This window comes from Geobacillus sp. YHL (genome assembly GCF_022341265.1).
Lineage (GTDB): Bacteria > Bacillota > Bacilli > Bacillales > Anoxybacillaceae > Geobacillus > Geobacillus thermoleovorans.
This window is the reverse complement of record NZ_JAEIGB010000014.1, coordinates 1-23,887: the sequence shown is the minus strand read 5'-3', so window position 1 is coordinate 23,887 and position 23,887 is coordinate 1. Positions and strand designations below refer to the sequence as shown.

The following is a 23,887-nucleotide window of genomic DNA, read 5'->3' as shown; positions in this document are numbered from 1 at the left end:
GCCAAAAGGGGAAAAGCTTGATTTTATGCGCATTGTGTGGGGTTTTTATCGTACCTATGAGGGATTGAAACATGTTTCCCCGACCCTCACCCATTCCTAGTGTCGTCAGTTTTTATCGTACCTATGAGGGATTGAAACTCTCGTCCTCGAATAGTCCTAATAAGACGGCCATCAGTTTTTATCGTACCTATGAGGGATTGAAACGAAGAAAAATTAGCAAAAGCGCAACGTGTACTTTCAGTTTTTATCGTACCTATGAGGGATTGAAACTCTGTTGCTTGTTTCAAGAGAAAATCAAGTTGAGGCGTTTTTATCGTACCTATGAGGGATTGAAACAACGTCGAGCCTCTAGGTGCAGTGTAGGCCTCTTTCGTTTTTATCGTACCTATGAGGGATTGAAACTATCAACACCAAAAGACGGATCGCGGTCGTCATGAAAGGTTTTTATCGTACCTATGAGGGATTGAAACAAGAAAAGCCCCTAAAGGCCGTTAGGGGCGTTCACACGTTTTTATCGTACCTATATAAGTTGAAACTTTGTTTTACATCCAGTAGAGCGCCCGCTGCATTCTATCAAAATGACTTGTTATGAAGGAAAACAGAATCGAACAATCGGAAAATCTTTATTGCAACTTATATATGAGGGATTGAAACCGGTGGTTGCCCGCGGAGCTTCCTTGAATGAAGCCGTCGTCACTTTGGAAATCGTGCCAACCTTTGAATTGCGTAAGATCTCGGTGGATGTCGCGTTGCGCGTTTTTATCGTACCTATGAGGGATTGAAACTACCACAACTGAATCACTAGGTAATCACAACATCCGTGTTTTTATCGTACCTATGAGGGATTGAAACACATATTCGTCAATGTCAATGTAAACATTTGCCTCGTTTTTATCGTACCTATGAGGGATTGAAACATATAATAAGGGGAGAGGTGTTTCGCTAGAAGATATGTTTTTATCGTACCTATGAGGGATTGAAACTGTGGTGATGTTCTGAGATGTATGAGAAATTTTTTACTGTCGCTGTTTTTATCGTACCTATGAGGGATTGAAACACATAAGCACTACTTGTTCCTGTGAATCCTGTGATAGTTTTTATCGTACCTATGAGGGATTGAAACTTCTGCATCGATATTGTATATCATCACCAGATCACCGTTTTTATCGTACCTATGAGGGATTGAAACTTAAACTTTGCCTCGAGCTCGTGTCCGACGGCCTTGGTTTTTATCGTACCTATGAGGGATTGAAACATTTCTTCTTGATTTGGATTAACTTGATTTACCTCGTTTTTATCGTACCTATGAGGGATTGAAACAAGCGAAGCAGACGCCCACTTTGTATCCGAAATGCTCAGTTTTTATCGTACCTATGAGGGATTGAAACGATGAACAGACGCAAATGTTATTCCGCGGCATTCTTGTTTTTATCGTACCTATGAGGGATTGAAACACGTATCCGCGTCCAGGCGGATAGATGCATAGACGGTTTTTATCGTACCTATGAGGGATTGAAACCCTTCGCGGAAAACCGTGGTTGGCTGGACAGGGAAAAGTTTTTATCGTACCTATGAGGGATTGAAACTACGGCGACATGAAAAGAAGCGCAAACGACATACAAGCGTGTTTTTATCGTACCTATGAGGGATTGAAACCAATGCCCTAGCCCTTCTGTGATTTTTACACCGTTTTGTTTTTATCGTACCTATGAGGGATTGAAACCGGGATTTGGAGAGACAGAAAAAGGCGCTTGAGAGCGTTTTTATCGTACCTATGAGGGATTGAAACATTTTTTCGTTTTGCGCTTCCGTCAATGCGTCATGGGTTTTTATCGTACCTATGAGGGATTGAAACTTGAGGCGGGACCTAAAAAATTGGACGAGCTAACAAAGGTTTTTATCGTACCTATGAGGGATTGAAACAAATAAAAAGGCATAAATACATAAATACCCGTGGTGCTAGATAAACTCAAACAAGCATAAAAATAGCCCTTGCTGGCGGATCTCCTGTAGAATGAAAGTGCGACCTGCCATTCGAAAGGAGAATCCCCATGCAAGAGCACTTTCATTTTACTACAGATCGAGCCAAGATTCAAAAGCAATATGCCGCCATTTTCGTTTTTGTTTCTGCTCAACTTTCATGCATTCAGGTGCATCTTCATCGTCGAAATCGCCATTTGGTCAAGCAAGAGGACGCTGTCATCATCGCCATTCATCTTTTAGGAAAGCTTCTCGGTTTTACATCCGAACGGGCGTGGCATCGTTTTGTCACGGGAAATTTGTTCACAAACGGCTCGTTTCTTGAACGCTCCCGATACAACCGCCGCTGCCGGGCGCTTGGCTTCGCTATCAAATGGATCGCCGTCGTGAGCAAAACGCGGCCAACATCATGCCTATGCCGTCGTGGACAGCTTGCCGCTCCCATTGTGCCATACGGCAAGAATGCATCGCGTCAAGCGGTTTCAAGAGATCGCCGACATCGGGTATTGCGCTTCCAAAAAGCAATGGTACTACGGGTTGAAGCTGCACCTTCAAGTGACCGATCAAGGGCTGCCGATGGGATATGTTGTCACCGAAGCGTCTTGTCACGACCGGGTGGCCGCTGAAACCGTCATGACGCAAATTCCACATCCGTATAACTTCGGTGACAAAGGGTATATCAGCCAAACGCTGCGAAAGAAGCTGTACGAAGAGCACCGAGTCGCGTTTTGGACGCCCGTCCGAAACAATCAGCGAATTCGCCAATCGGATGCATGGAAACAATGGATGAAGCGAAAACGTAAAGTGGTGGAAACCGTGTTTTCGATTTTAGTCGATTCGTATCGGATCACCAAGATTCGCGCGAACTCGGTTTCTGGATTTGAAACGGCACTGGATGGTATTTTACTGGCTTACTCACTTGTTGTTCTCGGGCTAGTTGAGCGCTAAAGCTCAACTAGCACCACGGGTATCGTACCTATTGAGGGATGAAACCTGCCCCAGCATCATAAAACGTTCGGCGCTTTTTTGTTTTCATCAAATTTATAGGGAGTTACATGTCTTGTGGTAGTATAGTAATTCTGAATTTTATAAAAAACTCGTTTTTTATCCCAATTTTTTGTCTATATGGTATAATTAGATTAGTCCAAACGATACAGAGGGGTGATAGATTGATCGAAGCAATCGCCCGAATTGGAAAGATGGTGCTCGAGAAGAAGGGAGAAGCGTCGGTTATTGATCAGTTGGTTGAGAATCCAGGTTATCCTTCTTGTGTGCTCATCTCATTGCGTGTGGATGGTGAGGGAAGCGCCGTTTGGGAAGGATGCGAGGTTGAAGAATGCGGAAGCGATTATAAGAAATATTTGTTTCGTTCTGGATCAACGCGTGGAACCAATTATTCTCCCACAGCGAGAATTACGACGATCGAAAATACATATGATCAAAAAGTTCTCGGATGGTTTCGCAAAGTGAATCGAGTGATGGATGACCTGTTTCTTCGTTCCATTGAGCATGTGCTTGTGCAGCAACAAGAAGCCATTTTGCACGAAATGAAAGACAAGCTTTCGCTTTCCAGTGAACGTGCTATCGTCTCCCTGAAAATCAATGGTGCTTATTTGTACGATTGGACGCCATTTCAGGATGCTTTTTTGTATCTGGTGAATGAAAAGGATATGGAATTGGCAGCACACCATCAAGTGTGCGCCATTTGCGGAGAATGCAAGGAAACGGTGATCGGCAAGTTATCCGTTTTTCGCTTTTACACTTTGGACAAACCGGGGTTTATTACCGGGGGGTTTGATGAGGCAAAGGCATGGCGAAATTATCCTGTCTGTTTGTCCTGCAAATCCCATATTGAGGAAGGAAGAAAATTTATTGAATCATATTTGCAGTATCGGTTTTATGGGTTTTCTTATTTGGCGATTCCCAAGCTGCTGATTCCTGCTGGTCGTGATGTATTGGACGAGCTATTGGAGTATTTGGTTAGTGGGAAAAAGGATATCCGCATCCATCAAGATCAAGCCGAATCGTTTATGACCACGGAAGAGGATTTGCTTGGGACTTTGCAGGATTATGACAATTCTCTTTCTCTGCAGCTATTGTTTTTGCAGAAAATTCAAAGTGCGGAGCGGATTTTGTTGCTGATTGAGGATGTATTGCCGTCGCGAATTAGCGAGTTGTTCCGGGCGAAAAGGGTGACAGAAGCGTTGGTGTATGGCGAGGGGCGTCATCCTTTTCATTTTGGTTTTATTCGCACGTTTTTCCCTTCGGGTGTTTATGATAAGTACTTTTTGCAAGTGGTGGAGTATGTGTTTCAAAAGAAACCGTTATCCATTTCGTTTTTTGCTCCGTTTTTTATGAAACAGCTGCGGGCTGATTTTCATGGTTATGAAACGGGTGAAGGGTTGTTTGTGGTTAAAACGCGTCAAGCCATTGCGGCCATGATCTTTTTAGAACAGGCTGGAGTCTTGATGAGGAAAGGGGATCGGGTGGTGGAAGGAAAATTTGCGCATTTGTTTGAAGCATATGGAGGACAACTGGAGTCGCCCGAGAAACAAGCTGTTTTTCTGCTTGGAGCATTGACACAAATGCTACTGGACATCCAGCATCAACAACGCGGCAGCAAGCCATTCCTGAAACAACTCATGGGGCTTAAAATGGATCAGCAGGCCATCAAAGGACTGTTGCCCAAAGTGATTGGGAAACTGGAAGAATACGAGTCTTACTATGGCGGATATCGACAACTCGCTGAAGAAATCTCTCACTTATTCTTGTCCTCCTCCCCTAGATGGAAATTATCTGTCGATGAGCTGAATTTTTATTTTGCATGTGGGATGAACCTAGTATCGAAAGTCAGAGAAATTGTGTGGAACAAGGGGGAACAATCATATGGTGAAGCAACGTTCTGAGCTGCTCTTTTTGTATGATGTGCAGTGGGCCAATCCGAATGGCGATCCGGTAGATGGCAATAAACCGCGAATTGATGAGGAAACTGGGAGAAACATCGTCACTGATGTGAGGTTGAAACGGACAATTCGGGATTACTTGCATGAGTATCGCGGGCAAGAAATTTTCGTCCGTGAAATTGCGCAAGATGATGAGTATATTCAAGATGCAAAAGCGAGAGCGGAAGATTTTTTGATCAAAGACGGGGAAAAACTGGATAAATCAAAGTTGACCTTACATGAAATGAAAAAGATCATCAATGATGAAGTTCTGAGGCAATGCGTTGATGTAAGGCTGTTCGGCGTCACCTTGCCGATTGAGAAAAGCTCAAAAGAGAAAAGTTCGATTACTCATACAGGGCCTGTCCAGTTTAAAATGGGGCAGTCGCTTCATCGGGTGAAACTGGAATACATCAAGGGGACAGGAGCGTTCGCCTCAGGGGGGCAAATGACACAGAAAACATTTCGAGAAGAATACGTATTGCCTTATTCACTTATTGCGTTCTATGGGGTGATCAATGAGACAGCGGCTCGTTCAACGCGATTGACAGAAGAGGATGTGGAGTTGCTTGTTGACGCGATGTGGGAGGGGACGAAAAATTTAATTTCCCGATCGAAAGTTGGGCATGTCCCAAGGTTGCTTTTGCGTGTGGTTTATCAGGAGCCCCACTTCCATATCGGTGAACTGGATAAATACATTTCCCTGCATACTGAAAAAGCAGAAGAGGAAATTCGCGATGTCCAAGATTATGTGCTTGATGTGTCTCGACTCATCGAGGTATTGGCAAGGGAGAAGGAGAAGATTGCGAACATTGAGCTGCGGCAAGATGAAAGGCTTGTGTGCAGCGAACATCTCGCTGACCGATTGCGGCAAGAAGGCATTGTTGTGGATATTCGATCATAAGGAATGAGCGCGATGAATGTGCTTGTATTTGATATTCAGGCCGATTTCGGGCATTTTCGCCAGTTGTACTCGACTTCGTCTCCGCTCACCTATTCATTCATTCCGCCGACCGCGCTTTTTGGGTTGCTCGGTGCGATCACAGGGGTGGGAAAAGAGGAAAACGAATATTTGCGAGTGTTCAACCATGAGACAACCAATGTGGCCATACGCCTCATGGGTCCAGTGCGGAAGACAAGAGTGGGCATCAACTATGTGAACACGAAAGGGAACATATGGGTGCCGAAACAGCGGCGTGAAGGAGCGCGGACGCAAATTCGTGTGGAATTTTTGCGTTTTCCCCATTTCCGTTGCTATGTGTCGATGAATGACCATGAGCGATTTTCATACCTTATTGATCTCGTTCGGCAACACAAAAGCGTATATACTCCATGCCTTGGTTTGAGCGAATGTTTGGCGGATGTCCAGTTTGTCGCGATGGAAGAGTTTCGCTTCGTTGAAGTGGATGGAGAGGATCACGTGCCGATTTGTTCGGTAATTCCTGGAAAAGAGATGCGAGCGTTGAAAGTGGAGCCAGGCAAAGAGTATCGAAAAGAGCGAGTGGCTTGGAAGATGAATGCGGAACGGGTTGTTTCCCAGTACGAAGAGGTGGTGTTTGAGGCGGGAGGACAACCCATTCTCGCCTCTGTCCCCCATTATTGGGGAAATGAACAAGGAGAGCGGATCGTCTTTTTCTATTCCGATGGAAAGGGAGAGTAAGATGTATTCCCATCCCCATTATTTATTGTCCGAACATATGCGAGGGGTGGAGCAGCTTTCCTCCCTCTTTTTGTCTGAGAAATCCGTGCGCTTGGCAGAACCGATGCTGTTGAGTCAAATGAACCGCTGGATTGCGCTTTTCCATGATCTGGGCAAAAGCCATGCCTTCTTCCAGCAATACATTCAATCGCCTGATGCGTTTCAAGGTTCACCAGCGCTCAAAAGCCATGCTCTTTTATCGGCAGTCTTATTAGCGGTGTTCCTGAAAGAGAAGGGGATTGACGATTTTTGGCGGCTGTTGGCTTTTCTTGTCGTGAAACGTCATCATGGAAATTTAGATGATTGGCTGGAAGAGTTAAAACGGATGGGCGAGGAGACGAAGGCTTTGCTCAAGCGTCAAGTCGAAGCGGTCGATTATTCAGCGTTGGCGGAACAAATGGCGCTTGCTGGCTTTGAAAAAGAGGAAAATTGGACGAAAGAAACGTGGATGGCATGGGTGGATGAGTTTTTTACCGAGGCTCGGTCATTGCGCCGTTTCATCATGTCGTGGAATCGAAGAAACGAATCCCTTGTTCCGTATGTGCAAGCGTTGTTTCTTTTTTCTCTGTTAATTGACGCGGACAAGTCGGAAGCGGGGATTGTGCAGAAGCAGCCATGGTCATTTTCTAAGCGTAAAGATGTCCCTGTGGATCTCATTTTGCGCTACAAACAGCAGCAATCATGGCATCGAACAGGGCTCAACCAGCTAAGGGAACGGGCGTTTCAAGAAGTAGACAGGGCGCCGATTGATCTACGTCAACATTTTTACCGTCTGAATTTGCCCACGGGGATGGGCAAAACGCTGGCGAGTCTGCACTTCGCTTTGCGTCTGCGAGAAAAAATTGAACAGGAGCAGGGAGTCAAACCACGCATCATCTATAGCCTGCCATTTCTTAGTGTCATTGACCAGACAGCCAATGTGCTCAGAGAAGTGTTTTCTGTCAATGGAGTTGAGGAAGATCGCCAATTGTGGCTCGCGCACCATCATCTCGCTGACATTCGTTATACGACCAAACAAGATGATGAACGATATGATGTCGATTATGAAGCTGCCAAACTATTGATCGAAGGTTGGCATTCGGAATTGATTGTGACGACTTTTGTTCAATTGTTTGAAACCATCTTTTCCAACCGTAATGCCTCCTTGCGCAAGTTTCATCGGTTGGCCAACTCGATTGTTCTCATTGATGAAGTGCAGGCTGTTCCTCACCGATACTGGTTGGCCATTCGTCAATTGTTTGCGGTCATGGCAGAAGAACTTGGTTGTTATTTTCTTTTCAGTTCGGCCACCGATCCGAAATGGTTTCCGGAGGCGGTTTCGCTCGTGGATGAACAGGTGTATTTTCAACCACTTTCCCGTGTGACGTTGTATCCCCACATCGATGAGTCTTGGACAATCGAGGAGTTTGCTCGCCGAATACAATGGGAAGAGGGAAAAACCTATTTATTCATTCTCAATACGATTGAAAGTGGGAAAGCGTTCTACCATGCACTTCTCGAGGAGGGGGTCGACGAGACAGAGATCACATTTCTATCTACTCATATTCCTCCAAAAGAGCGCCTTCGCCGAATTATGGCAGTGAAACGTGGAGAGTATCGAATTGTCGTCAGCACCCAGCTGATTGAGGCGGGCGTAGATGTTGACTTTGACGTAGTCTATCGTGACATAGCACCGCTTGATTCCATTCAACAAGCTGCCGGGCGGTGCAATCGCCATGGACGGCGTAAAGGAGAAGTTCATGTGGTGCGCTTGACAGACAACAGGCGGTTATATGCAAGTTATATTTATGATGCCATACGACTCGATATTACACAAAAATTGCTAAAGGGGAAGAGGGAAGTAGAAGAGGGGCAGTTTTTACAACTGATTACATCCTATTTCGAAACATTGGCGGCTCGGATGAGCAATGCGGAATCGGAGCGGTTGTTAAAAGGGATGATGACGCTGTATTTCGATGGCGAGGAAACGATTGATCGAATTCCTGTGTCTCATTTTCGTTTGATTGAGGGAGATGGAGAAAAAATCAATGTCTTTATTGAATTGGATGAAGAGGCTGCTGATGTGTTTCGTGAATATGAGGAGATTTTGCGCCTTGGTGACCGTTGGGAACGTCGGAAACGATTCGCCGCTCTAAAAAGTAGATTTTCCCAATACGTGATTGCCATTCCTGCGAAAGTGGATCATCGGCCGCCGATTGTCCACGGCATCGGGTATGTGGGGAGAGATTCATTGAACGATTTTTACGACGAGACGCTTGGTTATCGGACAAAAAGCGAAGGATTGATTTGGTAGGTGGGTTCAATGGAGTATGAAATGCCTGTCACCGGCACGGATATTTGGTACTACTACATTTGTCCGCGTGAAGTATGGTTGATGAAACATCAAATTGCCCCCGATCAAGAAGACGAAGCATTGGAAATCGGACGATTTCTTTCTGAAACTTATTATGCCAGGGATAAAAAAGAGCTATCGATCGGCCATATTGTCATCGACCGCATTCGTCAGGAAAATGGCGAACTGGTTATTGGAGAAGTCAAAAAATCGTCCAGTTATTCTAAAAGCGCCCGAATGCAGCTGCTGTACTATTTAGATACATTAAGGCAGGCAGGGATTGAGGCAAAGAGAGAATTGTTGTTTCCGAAAGAGCGGAAGAAAGAGCAAGTCGAATGGACAGAAGAAGCGCGAAGTGAGTTGGAACGCGCCATTACAGACATCCGTCGCATCGCGAGAATGCCTGTGCCGCCACCGCCAAAAAAGATCTCATTCTGTGGTAAATGTGCCTACCGTGAATATTGTTGGGCGGAGGAATAAACCATGAAGAAAACGCTGTATATTTTCCAAAATGGCGAACTGCGCCGCAAAGACAATAGTCTCTATTTCGAAACGGAAGAGCGCAAGCGGTATATTCCTGTTGAAAACACGAATGACATTTATATTTTTGGCGAGGTGGACGTTTCGAAGCGATTTTTGGAGTTTGCCGCACAAAAGGAAATCATCGTTCATTACTTTAACCATTACGGGTATTACGTTGGTTCTTTTTATCCACGGGAACACTTGAATTCAGGTCATGTCGTATTGAAGCAGGCGGAACATTATCTTGATCCTCGAAAACGGTTGGAACTTGCCCGTCTGTTTGTCCAAGGCTCCATCCGTCAAATGGAGCGGGTGCTAAAATATTACCGCCCTCGTCTTTCCGAACCAGAGGAATTGGAAAAGGCGCTGCAATCGATTGAACAAGAAGAGGCGAAGCTTGATCAGGCGGAAACGGTGGAGCAGTTAATGGCGGCAGAAGGTCATATTCGCGAGGCATACTATGCATCGTTTGATTCCATCATTCGCCATCCGGACTTTGTGTTCGAGAAACGGACAAAGCGTCCTCCACATAACCGTTTAAATGCGCTGATCAGCTTTGGAAATTCGATTGTGTATACAATGTGCCTCAGTGAGATTTATAAGACATATCTAGACCCGCGCATCGGGTTTTTGCACAGTACGAACTTTCGCCGTTTTTCCTTGAACTTGGACATCGCGGAAATTTTCAAGCCGATCATTGTAGATCGCTTGATCTTTGCATTAGTGAATAAGAAAATGCTGTCCAGTAAACATTTTGAGAAGTTGACAAACGGCATTATGCTGAATGAAGAAGGAAGAAAACTGTTCGTCAGTGAACTTGAGAAGAAAATGCAGACAACAGTCCAGCATCGTCATCTTGGCAAGTCTGTATCCTATCGCCGTTTGATTCGACTTGAGCTGTATAAAGTCCAAAAGCACATCCTTGGTGAAAAAATGTACGAGCCGTATGCAGCCCGCTGGTAGGTGGAGTCATATGTTTGTGATTCTCGTGTATGATTTTAACGAAAAGCGAGTGGCAAAAGCATTGAAAATTGCCCGCAAATATCTCCATTGGGTGCAAAACTCTGTATTCGAAGGAGAAATTACGTCAGCCAACTACGAAAAATTAAAAATGGAATTGCGACAACTTATGGATCCTGATGAGGATTCAGTCATCTTTTACACATTTCGCACGCAAAAGTATTCAAAAAGGGAAGAAATGGGGATGAAAAAAGGTGGAGATGAATTCATTCTATAAGTCAAATGGTATACACTAAGGAAGGCAGGAAAAAACATGAGATTGACAGTGACCATGAGCGGACGGCAAGGGACGGTTTCCTTGCCGCTGCATTATCAGCATTTGTTGCAAGGATTATTGTACCGTTCGTTAGAGAATGAACAATTAGCCGCGTTTTTGCATGACAAAGGATTCCGTCACGGGAAACGGTCATTTAAACTCTTCACATTTAGCCGTTTATTTGGAACGCATCAAGTGAATCGAGAAAGGAAAACAATTCATTTTTTGGGGGATTTCCAATGGCATATCGACACCGTTCTCCCAGAACTGACTCAACAACTTGGGCAGCGATTCTTGTTGCAGAGAGAGATTGAGCTTTACGGACAGTTGATCGAAGTGAAAAGTGTCAAAATGGAGAACATCGACATACGCGAAAACGAAATGAACATTGTCATGCTCTCTCCATTGACCGTATATAGCACATATGAAACGTTCGATGGAAGAAAGAAAACGCAATTTTTTGATCCCGATGATGAGGTGTTCCCCCACCTGATTGAATTGAATTTCCGTCATAAATATGAAGCATACTACGGTGTTCCGCCGACGGAAAGACTGTTGATCGAGCCGATTCACGTTCATCATCGTCATCGTGTGGTGACGATGTTCAAGAATATATATATTACAGGATGGCTTGGCTATTACCGCCTCTGTTCTTCGCCAGAACAGTTGACATTTTTATATCATGTCGGTCTAGGTGGCCGAAATTCACAAGGATTCGGCATGTTTCGCCTCAAAAGTGGATAAACGAGTCACGGATTGTCGTCGACCTCCAATCGTGCAAAAAACCCGGGGGATCGACGACAATGGTTTTTGGTGGTTCAGACTTACAGCCATCGAGGTTGAAGGTTATTGACAGAATTTTTGAAATGTGGTATTCTGAAAACAGCGCTAGATCGAAATGCTTGATGCAACAAGCATTTTTGGGGTTTTTATCGTACCTATGAGGGATTGAAACCCATCTGCTCCACGATGGGCTTCTCTCGTTCCTCGATCAGTTTTTATCGTACCTATGAGGGATTGAAACGATAAGGAAACTCATAATAAATTCGTAAACGATGAAGGTTTTTATCGTACCTATGAGGGATTGAAACACGATGAAAAGAACGGCATAGAACTCTATTTTTCCGTTTTTATCGTACCTATGAGGGATTGAAACTTATCCGCGATTCGGAATGCCTTGACTTGCTCTTCCGTGTTTTTATCGTACCTATGAGGGATTGAAACTCAAATACCGGTAAATGCCCGTGACTTCGACCAATGTTTTTATCGTACCTATGAGGGATTGAAACTCTAATCCATCAGTGAAGCTATAGACAAGTTTGACAGTTTTTATCGTACCTATGAGGGATTGAAACACGTATTGAAGGCATTTGTTGGCGGCGCGCTGGCTGGTTTTTATCGTACCTATGAGGGATTGAAACATGCCTCTGCGGACGGTTCTTTTCGATCACCGACACGTTTTTATCGTACCTATGAGGGATTGAAACGAAGATTCCAAAGTGGAAAAAGTTAGCAACGTTCCTGTTTTTATCGTACCTATGAGGGATTGAAACTTAGCGACAATTTGAATGTGTCGAGCAATTTCTTGGTTTTTATCGTACCTATGAGGGATTGAAACATGGATTGGATAACCAAAGATTGGAAAGAGTGATAGAGCGTTTTTATCGTACCTATGAGGGATTGAAACAACGCCATATAAGCATTGGCGAACGTTTCAACCTCGTTTTTATCGTACCTATGAGGGATTGAAACTTTCTCAATATCATATTACATCAGAAAATCCCTTCAAAGTTTTTATCGTACCTATGAGGGATTGAAACATTTCCAAGCTCACACACTCTTGGCTCATTTCCACTTGTTTTTATCGTACCTATGAGGGATTGAAACGAAAGATGACGCCAACTGTACTCCGGTTTTGGAAGAGTTTTTATCGTACCTATGAGGGATTGAAACACCCCTGTCCGATTTGCCAAAGCTCCGCGTCAAATGTTTTTATCGTACCTATGAGGGATTGAAACTTTGGCTGGCGTTTCTTTTTTCTCTTCAGACTTAGGTTTTTATCGTACCTATGAGGGATTGAAACCGTCAAAGTGTCTGTCGTATCTATAGCTATATACTTCAGTTTTTATCGTACCTATGAGGGATTGAAACCAGCCTGCGACGAGTGGTTAAACATGCGCATGATCGTTTTTATCGTACCTATGAGGGATTGAAACCGATAAACTCCGCCTTCGTAACGTAATCCTGGAACGTTTTTATCGTACCTATGAGGGATTGAAACATACCGATTAATCCTCGCCGTTGCTCCGAATTTGTGTGTTTTTATCGTACCTATGAGGGATTGAAACATTTTGAAGAGCTTGAAAAAATTGCTGATACTTCCCGCGTTTTTATCGTACCTATGAGGGATTGAAACCACGAGAAGATCCAGTTATTTTTGTCTTCAAAGAAGCGTTTTTATCGTACCTATGAGGGATTGAAACACACAACGGTGCGGACGTATCAGCTGACGCCGGAACGTTTTTATCGTACCTATGAGGGATTGAAACAATCCAAATCTAGAAATGCTCGCGCGATCTCAAAAGTTTTTATCGTACCTATGAGGGATTGAAACAGATACATTTCAAGGCTTTCTAATTTTTCCTCCAACGTTTTTATCGTACCTATGAGGGATTGAAACTTTTTGCCTGCGGCGGTCAAGCCAATCTATGATGTTTTTATCGTATCCACAAGGAACTGAACCCTCTCCATCTTCGCGCGCAGGTGTGATGGGGGGCTCGTTGTTATCGCAGAGTTAGTTCAGACCACATCTCTCATTTGCTTCGTTTGCGGTGATGAAGCATTGTGCGTAACGGATGGGCGCCTGCGGAACAGGCAGTACAGCATTCTAAGTTGGGCAAAGGCATTTCTAGTCTCACGGGTTGCCTTTCTAAGTGACGGGAGAAAAAATAAGATGGCAGCGATCTATGTTGGCGGCATCTTTCGATCGAGGGAATCCCTTCTGAGCAGGGGATTCTTTTTTTGTGTTTCGTCCTCCGACGTTGTTTTGCGTCGCTCCTTAAAAGGGGGAAGCAACGGAAAAACCAGCTGGAAGAGACGCTCTTTTACTTTCGAGGGCCCTTGTTATTTTCCATTCGCCTTCGCGAAGTTGGGTGGAAAATTCGTTTTTCACCCGTCTCTTCAGTGGGAAAATGTTTGAAATTGTTAAAAATATCCTCCTCTATAATTGAAAAATAGGATATAATTGATATAAACATAGCTATATTTTCCTGAGATGAAAGAAATATGGAGGGGAAGGGCGGTTGTACCAGCATATTGTTGTAACGTGTGGTGTGTCGTTGCTGACAGGAAACAGGAACGTTTTCTCGATGAATCGGGATGAAATCATGGGGGAGATTCGTCCTTGGTTGAGCGCGACCAACATCGACGAGGAAAAACAACGAAAAATTGATCAATGGATTCGCCATGCCGGGCAGTTTGCTCATGAGGCCGCCCGAGATCCCAATCGTGTGTCGGCGGAATATTCGATGATTTACGAACTTCGTAGACAAGGGAAATTGGCGGAAAGGCCGACGGTCGTTCTCATTGTGACGGAAACGGTTGGGGGACGGATTGTGGAAGCCATCTTGACGAGGTTGCTTGAGGAGGACTTTCAAGCAAATGTCCGCATTATATATGTGGACGTTGATGTGAACCATCCGAGACGGATGCAGGAGACATTGGGAGAGTACATGTGGAAGGTGGCGGATGCTCTCTCCCACGGGGAACCGTCAACAACTTGTTTTGCGCCGATTGGCGGGTATAAAGTGATGACATCGTTGGGCTACATCGTCGGGGCATTTCTGCACTATCCGACAGCTTATATGCATGAGGACGGCCAAGTGTTACATGAGATTCCTCCTGTGCCGATACATATTGATGAGCAATTTGTTCATGATCACTTTGATCTGTTGCGGAAATGCCAAAAGGACATGGTTGATGCGGATTCGCTTTCTTACCGCGAAAAACAATGTATTCTTCAATATCCGTCTTTGTTCCAGCAAGAGGATGGTCTTGTGTATTTAAGTGCATTTGGACAATTTTTGTTTGAACATGAAAAATATAAACATTTGTTTGCGACCACGTACCTTGTATCCAAACAAGTCGCCAATATGTTGCAACACAATCATCACCAGTTGCTGTTTGTGCACCAACAAATGCGGGAGCTGGTAAAAAAGCTGAAGCATGAAGAGGGAGACATGGGCGTTTTGTACCACGAAAAGTCATTCAAAACGATTGATGTCCGAAAAGTGAAATATCACTTGTACAAAGGAGCGAGCAACGGACAGACGGCGTTTCGCCTTGCTTACCGATACGATGAAAAAGAAGATTGCTTGTATGCCAACTATTTATGGCTTGACCATAACCGATATGAGCGGGAAGCGGAAAGAGGAAAAGGGATTTATGAAGAGGATTCTGAGTTTATCGATATCACGAAACAATTGGCGGGAGTGGGGAGATAAGCGTGGGGAGAAGGGTATTGTTGTCGTTTCTTGGATTGAGCGATTATGAATATTGTTATTACACATACGAGGGCAAATCGTCTTCTTATACGCGTTTTATCCAGACAGCGGTGTATGAGTTGTTTCGCGGGGATGGACCGATGGATGTGGTGGTGTTTGCGACGAAAGAAGCGCGGGAGCGGAATGGGCGAGACCGCTTCAAAGGGGAGGAGCGGCTGGAGGGCTTGATCACCGCTTTTCAGCGCATCGCTCCTGAGGCGAATGTGAAGCTCGTGGAAATGGAAAGCCGTCAGGATGAACAGGCCAATTGGCGGTTGTTTGACTGCATTCTGAATGAAATTCGGGAAGGGGATACGATTTATTTTGACATCACCCACAGTTTCCGTTCCATCCCGTTTGTCGCGCTCATCGTGTTGAACTACGCCCGCTTTGTGAAAAAAACGGACATTGGCGCGATCGTTTACGGCTGGTTTGAAATGCTTGGGCGTCCAGCCGATGTCAAACAGTTGCCTCCAGAACGGCGGTTGGCGCCGATTGTCAATTTGACAAGCATGGCGAGGCTGCTCGATTGGACGAACGGGGTCGATCAATTTTTGCGCACGGGGGATGCCTCCATCATCCAGGCGCTGACCGCGAAAGAAAACAGCGAAGTGTTCCGCAATCCGTCTTCGAGCCAGACAATGCGAAACGAAGTGAAAGAATTAAATCAGTTGACGAAGCAGCTTGATCAGACGGAAAAAGTGATCCGCACGTGCCGAAGCTTGCAAATCGATGAAGAAGTGCAGAAATTTCATGAACAGCTCGGCCGCGTTCGCTCAGCGTCGGCGGAAGCGATTAAACCGCTTGTCCCATTGTTGGATGTGATGGAGAAAAAGTATGCGATGTTTGATGATGATCCGATCATGAACAGTTGGAAGGCTGTGCGTTGGTGTTTGGACCACGGATTGATTCAGCAGGCGCTGACGATGTTGGAGGAAAATGCGGTGACGGCCGTTTGCCGGGTGTTGGGGCTTGATTTGCGGAATGAGAAGGCCCGGGGAGATGTTCATTCGGCTATTGAAATTTTATTGCGAGATATTCCGAAAGAGGAATGGCGCGTTCGTTCCGTAGAGCGGGTTGAACAAATAATCGATTTCTTGTCTCCTTATAAGGGCGACTTAAAACGATTTAGCACGCTTAAGGAGCGGCGCAACGACATCAATCATGCTGGGGCGCGGCCGCAACCGCTAAAGGCGGAAAAGTTTTGGCCTGATGCGGAGCAGTCGTTCCGAGAACTTGGTGCGTTTTTTGAACGTATGTCAGCGCTCGCAAAAACGATGCAAATCTCAAAGGAGAATGCGTGATGGCCTATCAGGAAAGCGGGGTAACAGCTGTTGCTCAGTCGTCATATCCGCTTGTTCTCTTGACGCCGGCCGCCATTCACGGCGCTGATCCGAGGGAGAAGGCGGAGTTTCGCCTTCCGTCGTTGCGAGGGGTATGGAGGTACTGGTGGCGGACGCTGCAGGATGAACCTCATCACGAAAAGTTGCTTGCCAAGGAGGAAGAGTGGTTTGGCGGCACGAGGAAAACAAAGCAGCAATCGCCTGTCCATCTAACGTTGGCAAGAGCGATGGAAGGGACAAAGAAGGAAAATATTTTGCCGCATCGTACGTCTCCAACGTTTGTTCCGGCGCTTCCTGCCGGCGGGGAGGTGACCGTGACGCTCTCGGTGCGGAAGCGTCATCAAGAGCGATTGGCGCAATATGATTGGCACTTTCAATATATGCTTCACCTCGCCAGCTTCGGACAGCGGTCGCGCCGCGGGTTTGGAGCTGTCCAATGGACGGGGCATCAATGGGATCACGTTGAGGAATACGGTGAAAGTTTGCGTATGACGCTCGAACGCATCGGGGCGGCGGATGCGTTTTCCTTTGCGGCTCACGGCCGCCTTGTGGCACGACGTGAAGACATCGCAACACCTCATCCGGTATTGTCCGCGGTGTGGGTTGGAGAAGGAAAAGAGAGCGCGGCGGAAGTGGTGAAGGCGTTTGGCAGGGCGTCGCATGAAGCGAACCGCTACGGGAGCCTTGGGTTCGTGCAAGGAAGCCAAAAGCTTGCTTCCCCATTATGGTGCACGGTGAGAAAAATCGGAGGCCGCTACTATCCGATTGTAACAGAAGTGAGAAACCATGACTCGCGCTACAGCGAGCCGCGCTATGAGCGAGATCGAAACCGGTTTTTAGAGATCGTTGGGGTGAGGGTATGACCAATCGCTATATCGTCATTTTTACGGTCGGGCCTGTGCAGTCGTTTATCGCTTCAGCCCGCAAAACGGAAGATTTTTGGAGCGGAAGTTATATTTTGTCCCATTTGGTGCGAGAGGCGATCAAACAGTTTTACCAGTTGGATGCCAACTGTGAAGTCGTCTATCCGCTCGTCACAAGGGAGGAGTTGCGGTCGCCATCTGCGCGGGATTTTCGCATTGCTTCGATCCCGAACCGCGTGACGGTGGTGATGGAGGGAACAGAAGAAAAGGTTGGCGGCTGGCTGCGCGAAGTGGAGGACAATGTTCGCCAAGTGTTTCTGGACTTCTGCTTTCAAGCCATTCGACGCGTGTTTCCACATCTCACTGCCGAAGAGTATGAATGGCTGGAGATGATGGTGGAACAGCAAGTGCAGTCGTTTTTAGAAGTGTACTGGGTCGCTGAACCGTATGAGCCGTCCGCTTCGTTCCGGACCGTGCGTGAACGCGCCGAACGGCGGTTGGGGGCGCTGAAAAATGAGAAGCATTACATTCCTGTTTCCCAATTCGGCCTTGTTTGTTCCGTCTGCAAGGAAAGGGAGGCGCTGCGGCTTGCCGAGATCAAGGAAACGGATCATTACGGTGAGATCAAGCGGAAAACGCTCCACCTTTGGAAGCGGCGGGCGGAGAAATTTCAAGGAGCTGGAGGCGAAGAAGACGACCGCCGCTCGGGACGAATCAAGGACAACGAATTTTTATGCGGCATTTGCTTAGGCAAACGGGTGGCCCGCGATTACTTCTCCGCTTTGTTTGGCGCTTCGGTTTTGTCGTTTCCGTCTGTTCTCGAGATCGGAGCGGGCGATTATTACGCTGTGCTCATGATGGATGGGGACAACATGGGGAAATGGTTCTCCGGGGAACGGAAAGAGGAGTATAGTCAAACGAGCCAAAAACTGGCCCGGTTTGCGAAGGAAATCGTTCCGCGGATTGTCGAAGAACAGTGCCGCGGCAAGCTCGTTTATGCAGGGGGGGATGACGTCCTTGCCTTCCTGCCGACCGAGACGGTGCTGAAAGCGGCTGAGGAGCTCCGATTGGCGTTTGGCGATGAACGGAAAGGATTAGGTCATGGAGCGACCGCCTCGTTTGGCGTGGTCATCGCTCACAAAAAGTCGCCGCTCCATCTCGTTCTTAACACTGTCAGAGCGTTGGAGAAAAAGGCGAAACAGTATTCCAACGACAAGACGGGGCAGCGAAAGGACGCCCTTGCTTTAGCGCTTCACACCCGCTCTGGCGAGATTTCGGAAGCGGTTCTCCCATGGATGATTGGAGGAGAGAAGGTTTCACAATTATTGGATCAATGGATTAATCTGTTGAAAACATCCCTGTCGCCGAACTTTATTTTTCATTTCGCTTCCGCGTTTGCCCCGCTGCTGCATGAGCGGCACTGCCCTAAATGGGAGAATGGCGACATGCTCGCGACAGAGCTTCGGCGTTTGCTTAAGCGGTCTGTAAAAGAGGGAAGCCATCTGAGCGCCCAAGAGATCGCCCATCACACGCAAGTTCTTTTGTCTTTGCATGAAGCGGTTCGCAGCGGCTATGACTTTTTGTATCTGTTAAAGATATTGACCTTTTTCAAACGGAGCGAGGGGAACGGGCAATGACAAAATTAGTCTTGACACCGGTAGACACGTTTTTCTTTAAAAACCATCATGCGACGCAAGCGGGGGAGGCGACGGTGATGGAGTCGATATTCCCTCCGCGCCCGAATACGATTTACGGCGCGCTGCGGGCGGCGTACATTTATGCGTACAGCACGTTTGACGACTTTGCGAGGGGCAGTGATGAACAGGTGAGGAGATGGATGGGCACCCCGACAGAGCGGGGGCAGTTCTGTCTCCATTATTGCACGCTGGCGAAAGAAGACGTCTTGTTCTTTCCCCTGCCCTTTGATTATCAAGTCATAGAGGAGGAAAAATCGCTCAAAGCGTATCCATTGCGGCTTGTCAAAGACCGAAAGCCTTCATCATCTGCTTCGATGTGGCGTCTGGCTTCTTCGCGGCGTGACAAAACGAAAAGTCCGCAGCACTATTACGTCCCGATGGAGGAATGGAAGCAGGCGCTTCTTGAGAATAAGCCAATCTCTTCCCTTTGTTCATTGTCATCGTTCATCGCTCGGGAAGATAAGGTGGGAATTCAACTCGACACGTCCAGCCGAACAGCCCAAAAGGGGCTTTTATACCGGGTGGCGAAAGGGCGTTTTGTAGACGGGGCGTCCCTTGTCGCTTTCGTCGGTGATGGACCGGATTTCTCTGATGTCAAGTGGGCTCGGATCGGCGGGGAAAACCGGCCGTGGTCTGTCCGCCAGCAGCCGGAAATGCTTCGTATATGGAATCCGGACGAGAAAAAGAGGATTGAACAAGACATCGAGCGGACGAGGCTGGCAAAGATTATCTTTTTGTCCCCTGCGATTTTCGCCAACGGCTCTCGTCCGATTGCGATGGACGGTGATCGGTGGACATGGCCGAACGGAGCGGTGGTGACATGGCTTGCCGCTTCCATCGGACGACCGGAGTTGTACGGAGGATGGGACATCGTCCGACATCGTCCAAAACCGCGAAAATGGATGGTTCCAGCGGGTTCTGTCATTTACGTGAAGATCGAGCGGGATGATGATTTGCCCCATGTCTTTTCTGCCCTTGACGGTGTTCATTTCACTGATGAAGGGGCGGAGGAAGGGTTTGGGTTTGCGGTGATCACGAGTGCGAAAGAAAGCGAGGAGGAGTTGTAATGTATTCGATCGTACGGCCTTTTCTTATGCATGCCATTACGTCTGTCCATGCGGGGAGCGGGAGCGAGATCGGGTTTGTCGACTTGCCTATTCAGCGAGAGAAGCATACAGGATTTCCAAAAATCGAAAGCTCCTCGCTCAAAGGGGCGCTTCGATATCATATGACAGAGTCGCTTCCTGAAGATGGGAAGAATCCTGAACGGAAGAAGCTTGAACTGATTTTCGGCGCGGACAAAGGACAGGAAAGCGTCACACAAGCGAGCGCCATTGCTCTGAGTGATGCACGTGTTTTGCTGTTTCCGGTTAAATCGCTTCGCGGCGTATTTGCTTGGATTACGTGCCCGTTTGTGATTGAGCGGTGGAATCAAGAGATGAGCGTCCATCAGCAATCGATCGGGAAAGAAGTTCAACTTCTTCCGATGCCCGCACCGAACACGGTCAGTTCCGACCGGTTGATGGCGGTCAATGGACGCATTGTGTTGGAGGAGTATGCGTTTTCGGTCACCGTCTCTTCTGAAGCGAAACAGCTGGCGGAACAACTTGCCGCCCTCCTTGGGGAGCATTGCCGCCTGCGTCTTGTAGATCGACTCGTTGTTCTCTCCGATGACGATTTCACGGATTTCGTCAAATTGTCGACCGAAATTAACGCGCGCATTCGCATTTCAACGGAGACAGGGACCGTTGACAACGGTGCGCTCTGGTATGAGGAAAATGTTCCGCCAGAAACGGTTTTTTACAGTTTCCTCTACATTGGTGATGTACGGGGAGACGGAATAGACGGTCTTGCGAAGGCTGCGGATATTGAACGGTACTTTCTGAATGAAAACAAATTTCCATCCGTCTTTCAGCTTGGCGGGAACAGTACATTAGGTCGCGGAATGATGAGAACGATTTGGGTGTGAACGGAGGAGAAGCCATGGAAACAAACGTGAAGCGTGTGGGGATTGAGAACGGGCGAGCCGCATTTGCGTTTCAAGAAGTGAAACAGGCAAAAGAACGATTGAGAGGAAGCTTCGAAAACTATCGTTCTTACGTCAAAAAAATGCCGTCCTTAATTCAAGTCAACGGTCTCGGACAAGCATTGGCGTTTTGTTTTCAAAAAGGGAAGGAATACAAGGCGATTTATCAATCCCTCGCAAAATGGATGAGGGAACAGTTTCCGGATCAATTTTCATCGGCAAACCAAGAACTCGTCGAGGCTGTCGTCAACTTATCGAGCGCTGATTACCGGTTATGGACGATGGAAGCCATGGCGCTGTTAGATTGGATGCGCAAGTTTGCCGACGGGATGGCGAAAGACGATGCAAAGGCGGCAGAGTAAGGAGGGGAGGGCATGCTTTTTCATCCAAAGGACACCCTAGAAGTCGTGCAAAAGGCCAATAAATCGATCGGGCATTTGGCGTACCATCTCCATTATTTTATTGAGCATCGGTGGAATGACCGTAAAAAAGTGTGGGAACCTTCGAAACAGTTGAAATCCGCCCCGATTCTCCCAGAGCTGAAAGAGGTTGGCGAGCAGCTGCGGGCGCAGCGAGAACAGGCCATGGTGGAATGGGCGCAAACAGGGGGAGTCAAGAAGCTGAAAGCCCGCCTCTCTGGTCGAATTGTCCACGGACTGGGCGCGGGGCATGTTCGCGAGACGTCATTGACGATCCACCCCGTGTACGGTCTTCCTTACATTCCTGCCTCCAGTCTGAAAGGCCTTGTGCGCCATTGGTTTATCGAGGCGTATTGCGAAGGGGACGAGAAACGGCTCGGCGAGCATGAAGATGGATGTGCGATTTTTGGGACGCAAGGCAATAAAGGACAGGTGCAGTTTTACGATATCTTTCTCATCGATGGCTTGCGGTTGGAAAAGGATGTGCTCGCTGTACATATGAAGGAGTATTATGAGGGAAAAAACGCTGCGACAGATAATCAAAAACCTGTTCCCGTTTCGTTTTGGACGGTCATGGCTGCAGAGGTGGACATTTATTTAACGGCTCATGGCTTTCGAGACGATGAAAAAACTACCCGGTTGTTAGAGGCAGCATCGTTATATACCAAACAGGCGTTGATGGAATGGGGGATCGGTTCGAAAACATCTTCGGGATATGGTCGATTTTCTGAGGTGGACGATGTGACAGAAACGGAATTCCTCCCAATGGTGCAAAAAGAACGCGCCCGTCTTGAGCGCCGGAAAATCGAGCAGGATATGTTGGAGCGAAAGAGACGCGAGGAAGAAGAACGAGCAAGGCTGGCTCTTCTCTCCCCCGAAGAACGGTTGGTGGCCGAAATTGAACGGTTGACTGACAGCGAAACGGATAGGCAGCGAAGCAAGGATAGCCTTTACCAACAAGTGATCGAGCAGCAAAACAAACAAGCCGCCGTTGCGTTGCAGGCGTATTGGAAACGCATCGGAGAATGGGGAAAAGCCGTCAGCAAAAAGCAAAAGCAAAAAATGGACAAACTTCAACAACTGTTGGAGGAAAAGTGAGGGTCTTGCGATTGTCGTCGACCCCCAATCGTGCAAAAATCCCGGGGGATCGACGACAATGTTTTTTGCGCCAAAAATCCTACAGCCATCACGGCCGAACTGTATTGACAGAATTTTTGAAACGTGATATTCTGGAAACAACCCAAAGGGAAAAAGCTTGATTTGATGCGCATGGTTTGGGGTTTTTATCGTACCTATGAGGGATTGAAACCCCGTGATCCAATCCGATCACATACGTCATGTTAACGTTTTTATCGTACCTATGAGGGATTGAAACACGTTTCGTTCGCCACGTATTATCACCGCCTAAAATGTTTTTATCGTACCTATGAGGGATTGAAACCGTGAGCTTTTGGTGAAACAAGCTGATCGACTGACCGTTTTTATCGTACCTATGAGGGATTGAAACCATTCTTTACATATAGTGTGCCTACCATCTTTTTTAGACGTTTTTATCGTACCTATGAGGGATTGAAACTCTAAACGGCAATCTCGACGAAATCATCGAAAATGCCGTGTTTTTATCGTACCTATGAGGGATTGAAACGTCATACCATTTTTCCTTCTGTCTTTTTATTTTTTGTTTTTATCGTACCTATGAGGGATTGAAACATAAGTAAGGTTCGTGAATTGCGGCGTTGCTTTTTGTTTTTATCGTACCTATGAGGGATTGAAACTCGATTGGAAACGACATTAACATGAATGAAGTGTAGTTTTTATCGTACCTATGAGGGATTGAAACTTCGGCAGCTAAATCTTTTTTTGCTGTGTATAGTTCCGTTTTTATCGTACCTATGAGGGATTGAAACTTTGCCTCCTTCACCAAGATTTCTGACGGCTTGTTGGCAGTTTTTATCGTACCTATGAGGGATTGAAACTCTGCTCGGCCAACAGGTTCTGTACGTTCCGCAAAATTGTTTTTATCGTACCTATGAGGGATTGAAACTGGAATGGATCGATATGGGCAATATATCACCTATGATGGTTTTTATCGTACCTATGAGGGATTGAAACACGCCCATATCACAGATGGCTCCCTTCTTCTTATCCGTTTTTATCGTACCTATGAGGGATTGAAACACCGTCGGGATGTACTCGTTGATGTTCTTTTCTTTCAGGTTTTTATCGTACCTATGAGGGATTGAAACT

16 protein-coding genes, 1 pseudogene and 4 CRISPR repeat arrays are annotated in these 23,887 nt (G+C 46.7%); all 17 genes and pseudogenes read left to right on the top strand.

Features of this window, described 5'->3' with window-relative positions; all coding sequences use genetic code 11:
- Nucleotides 1–41 precede the first annotated feature (41 nt).
- A CRISPR array of direct repeats spans nucleotides 42–470; the repeat unit is 30 nt; unit sequence GTTTTTATCGTACCTATGAGGGATTGAAAC.
- A gap of 284 nt (nucleotides 471–754) precedes the next feature.
- Nucleotides 755–1,923: direct repeats of the CRISPR family, unit length 30 nt; unit sequence GTTTTTATCGTACCTATGAGGGATTGAAAC.
- Between the two features lie 128 nt (nucleotides 1,924–2,051).
- Nucleotides 2,052–2,928: pseudogene (locus JCR24_RS12245) on the top strand (IS982 family transposase).
- 221 nt (nucleotides 2,929–3,149) lie between these two features.
- Nucleotides 3,150–4,886 carry a TIGR02556 family CRISPR-associated protein gene (locus tag JCR24_RS12240; protein WP_238980719.1) on the top strand — a complete coding sequence of 579 codons (1,737 nt, stop codon included), beginning with the start codon at nucleotides 3,150–3,152 and terminating at the stop codon, nucleotides 4,884–4,886.
- Complete coding sequence (gene cas7b / locus JCR24_RS12235; RefSeq protein WP_238980718.1) at nucleotides 4,867–5,826, top strand: type I-B CRISPR-associated protein Cas7/Csh2; 960 nt, start codon at nucleotides 4,867–4,869, stop codon at nucleotides 5,824–5,826. Before JCR24_RS12240 ends, cas7b begins: the two co-directional genes overlap by 20 nt.
- A gap of 12 nt (nucleotides 5,827–5,838) precedes the next feature.
- Nucleotides 5,839–6,582, top strand: coding sequence for a type I-B CRISPR-associated protein Cas5b (gene cas5b, locus JCR24_RS12230; RefSeq protein ID WP_238980717.1), 744 nt, complete (start codon nucleotides 5,839–5,841; stop codon nucleotides 6,580–6,582).
- A gap of 1 nt (nucleotide 6,583) precedes the next feature.
- A complete protein-coding gene (gene cas3 / locus JCR24_RS12225) occupies nucleotides 6,584–8,914 on the top strand; it encodes a CRISPR-associated helicase Cas3' (RefSeq protein ID WP_238980716.1) in 2,331 nt (776 codons plus the stop codon).
- Nucleotides 8,915–8,923: 9 nt separating this feature from the next.
- Nucleotides 8,924–9,433 carry a CRISPR-associated protein Cas4 gene (gene cas4 / locus JCR24_RS12220; RefSeq protein ID WP_238980715.1) on the top strand — a complete coding sequence of 170 codons (510 nt, stop codon included), beginning with the start codon at nucleotides 8,924–8,926 and terminating at the stop codon, nucleotides 9,431–9,433.
- A gap of 3 nt (nucleotides 9,434–9,436) precedes the next feature.
- On the top strand, nucleotides 9,437–10,438 hold the full coding sequence (cas1b, locus tag JCR24_RS12215; RefSeq protein WP_238980714.1) for a type I-B CRISPR-associated endonuclease Cas1b: 1,002 nt from the start codon (nucleotides 9,437–9,439) through the stop codon (nucleotides 10,436–10,438).
- Between the two features lie 10 nt (nucleotides 10,439–10,448).
- Nucleotides 10,449–10,712: a CRISPR-associated endonuclease Cas2 gene (gene cas2 / locus JCR24_RS12210; protein ID WP_238980713.1), complete on the top strand. Its 264-nt coding sequence runs from the start codon at nucleotides 10,449–10,451 to the stop codon at nucleotides 10,710–10,712.
- A gap of 36 nt (nucleotides 10,713–10,748) precedes the next feature.
- Nucleotides 10,749–11,495, top strand: coding sequence for a CRISPR-associated endoribonuclease Cas6 (gene cas6, locus JCR24_RS12205; RefSeq protein WP_238980712.1), 747 nt, complete (start codon nucleotides 10,749–10,751; stop codon nucleotides 11,493–11,495).
- 181 nt (nucleotides 11,496–11,676) lie between these two features.
- A CRISPR array of direct repeats spans nucleotides 11,677–13,431; the repeat unit is 30 nt; unit sequence GTTTTTATCGTACCTATGAGGGATTGAAAC.
- A 622-nt stretch (nucleotides 13,432–14,053) separates the two neighbouring features.
- Nucleotides 14,054–15,253 carry a CRISPR-associated protein gene (locus tag JCR24_RS12200; RefSeq protein WP_370643340.1) on the top strand — a complete coding sequence of 400 codons (1,200 nt, stop codon included), beginning with the start codon at nucleotides 14,054–14,056 and terminating at the stop codon, nucleotides 15,251–15,253.
- A 2-nt stretch (nucleotides 15,254–15,255) separates the two neighbouring features.
- Nucleotides 15,256–16,596, top strand: coding sequence for a TIGR02221 family CRISPR-associated protein (csx2, locus tag JCR24_RS12195; protein ID WP_015373845.1), 1,341 nt, complete (start codon nucleotides 15,256–15,258; stop codon nucleotides 16,594–16,596).
- Nucleotides 16,596–17,498: an RAMP superfamily CRISPR-associated protein gene (locus JCR24_RS12190; RefSeq protein WP_238980710.1), complete on the top strand. Its 903-nt coding sequence runs from the start codon at nucleotides 16,596–16,598 to the stop codon at nucleotides 17,496–17,498. The genes csx2 and JCR24_RS12190 overlap by 1 nt, the downstream gene beginning before the upstream one ends.
- Nucleotides 17,495–19,135: a type III-B CRISPR-associated protein Cas10/Cmr2 gene (gene cas10, locus JCR24_RS12185; protein ID WP_238980709.1), complete on the top strand. Its 1,641-nt coding sequence runs from the start codon at nucleotides 17,495–17,497 to the stop codon at nucleotides 19,133–19,135. The genes JCR24_RS12190 and cas10 overlap by 4 nt, the downstream gene beginning before the upstream one ends.
- Entirely contained in the window at nucleotides 19,132–20,262 is a 1,131-nt protein-coding gene (locus tag JCR24_RS12180; protein WP_238980708.1) for a type III-B CRISPR module-associated Cmr3 family protein, read from the top strand. The genes cas10 and JCR24_RS12180 overlap by 4 nt, the downstream gene beginning before the upstream one ends.
- The gene (gene cmr4, locus JCR24_RS12175; protein WP_238980707.1) at nucleotides 20,262–21,164 is read left to right on the top strand and encodes a type III-B CRISPR module RAMP protein Cmr4; all 903 of its coding nucleotides are present in this window, start codon (nucleotides 20,262–20,264) and stop codon (nucleotides 21,162–21,164) included. Before JCR24_RS12180 ends, cmr4 begins: the two co-directional genes overlap by 1 nt.
- A gap of 14 nt (nucleotides 21,165–21,178) precedes the next feature.
- Nucleotides 21,179–21,583 carry a type III-B CRISPR module-associated protein Cmr5 gene (gene cmr5, locus JCR24_RS12170; protein WP_025039256.1) on the top strand — a complete coding sequence of 135 codons (405 nt, stop codon included), beginning with the start codon at nucleotides 21,179–21,181 and terminating at the stop codon, nucleotides 21,581–21,583.
- Between the two features lie 12 nt (nucleotides 21,584–21,595).
- A complete protein-coding gene (cmr6, locus tag JCR24_RS12165) occupies nucleotides 21,596–22,738 on the top strand; it encodes a type III-B CRISPR module RAMP protein Cmr6 (protein ID WP_238980706.1) in 1,143 nt (380 codons plus the stop codon).
- Between the two features lie 181 nt (nucleotides 22,739–22,919).
- Nucleotides 22,920–23,886: a CRISPR direct-repeat array (repeat unit 30 nt; unit sequence GTTTTTATCGTACCTATGAGGGATTGAAAC).
- Between the last annotated feature and the right edge of the window lies 1 nt (nucleotide 23,887).

Bases quoted from the DNA above. Each gene is read 5' to 3' on its own strand.
- cas7b (WP_238980718.1), top strand. From the start codon at position 4,867: ATGGTGAAGCAACGTTCTGAGCTGCTCTTTTTGTATGATGTGCAGTGG.
- cas5b (WP_238980717.1), top strand. From the start codon at position 5,839: ATGAATGTGCTTGTATTTGATATTCAGGCCGATTTCGGGCATTTTCGC.
- cas3 (WP_238980716.1), top strand. From the start codon at position 6,584: ATGTATTCCCATCCCCATTATTTATTGTCCGAACATATGCGAGGGGTG.
- cas4 (WP_238980715.1), top strand. From the start codon at position 8,924: ATGGAGTATGAAATGCCTGTCACCGGCACGGATATTTGGTACTACTAC.
- cas1b (WP_238980714.1), top strand. From the start codon at position 9,437: ATGAAGAAAACGCTGTATATTTTCCAAAATGGCGAACTGCGCCGCAAA.
- cas2 (WP_238980713.1), top strand. From the start codon at position 10,449: ATGTTTGTGATTCTCGTGTATGATTTTAACGAAAAGCGAGTGGCAAAA.
- cas6 (WP_238980712.1), top strand. From the start codon at position 10,749: ATGAGATTGACAGTGACCATGAGCGGACGGCAAGGGACGGTTTCCTTG.
- JCR24_RS12190 (WP_238980710.1), top strand. From the start codon at position 16,596: ATGGCCTATCAGGAAAGCGGGGTAACAGCTGTTGCTCAGTCGTCATAT.
- cas10 (WP_238980709.1), top strand. From the start codon at position 17,495: ATGACCAATCGCTATATCGTCATTTTTACGGTCGGGCCTGTGCAGTCG.
- JCR24_RS12180 (WP_238980708.1), top strand. From the start codon at position 19,132: ATGACAAAATTAGTCTTGACACCGGTAGACACGTTTTTCTTTAAAAAC.
- cmr4 (WP_238980707.1), top strand. From the start codon at position 20,262: ATGTATTCGATCGTACGGCCTTTTCTTATGCATGCCATTACGTCTGTC.
- cmr5 (WP_025039256.1), top strand. From the start codon at position 21,179: ATGGAAACAAACGTGAAGCGTGTGGGGATTGAGAACGGGCGAGCCGCA.
- cmr6 (WP_238980706.1), top strand. From the start codon at position 21,596: ATGCTTTTTCATCCAAAGGACACCCTAGAAGTCGTGCAAAAGGCCAAT.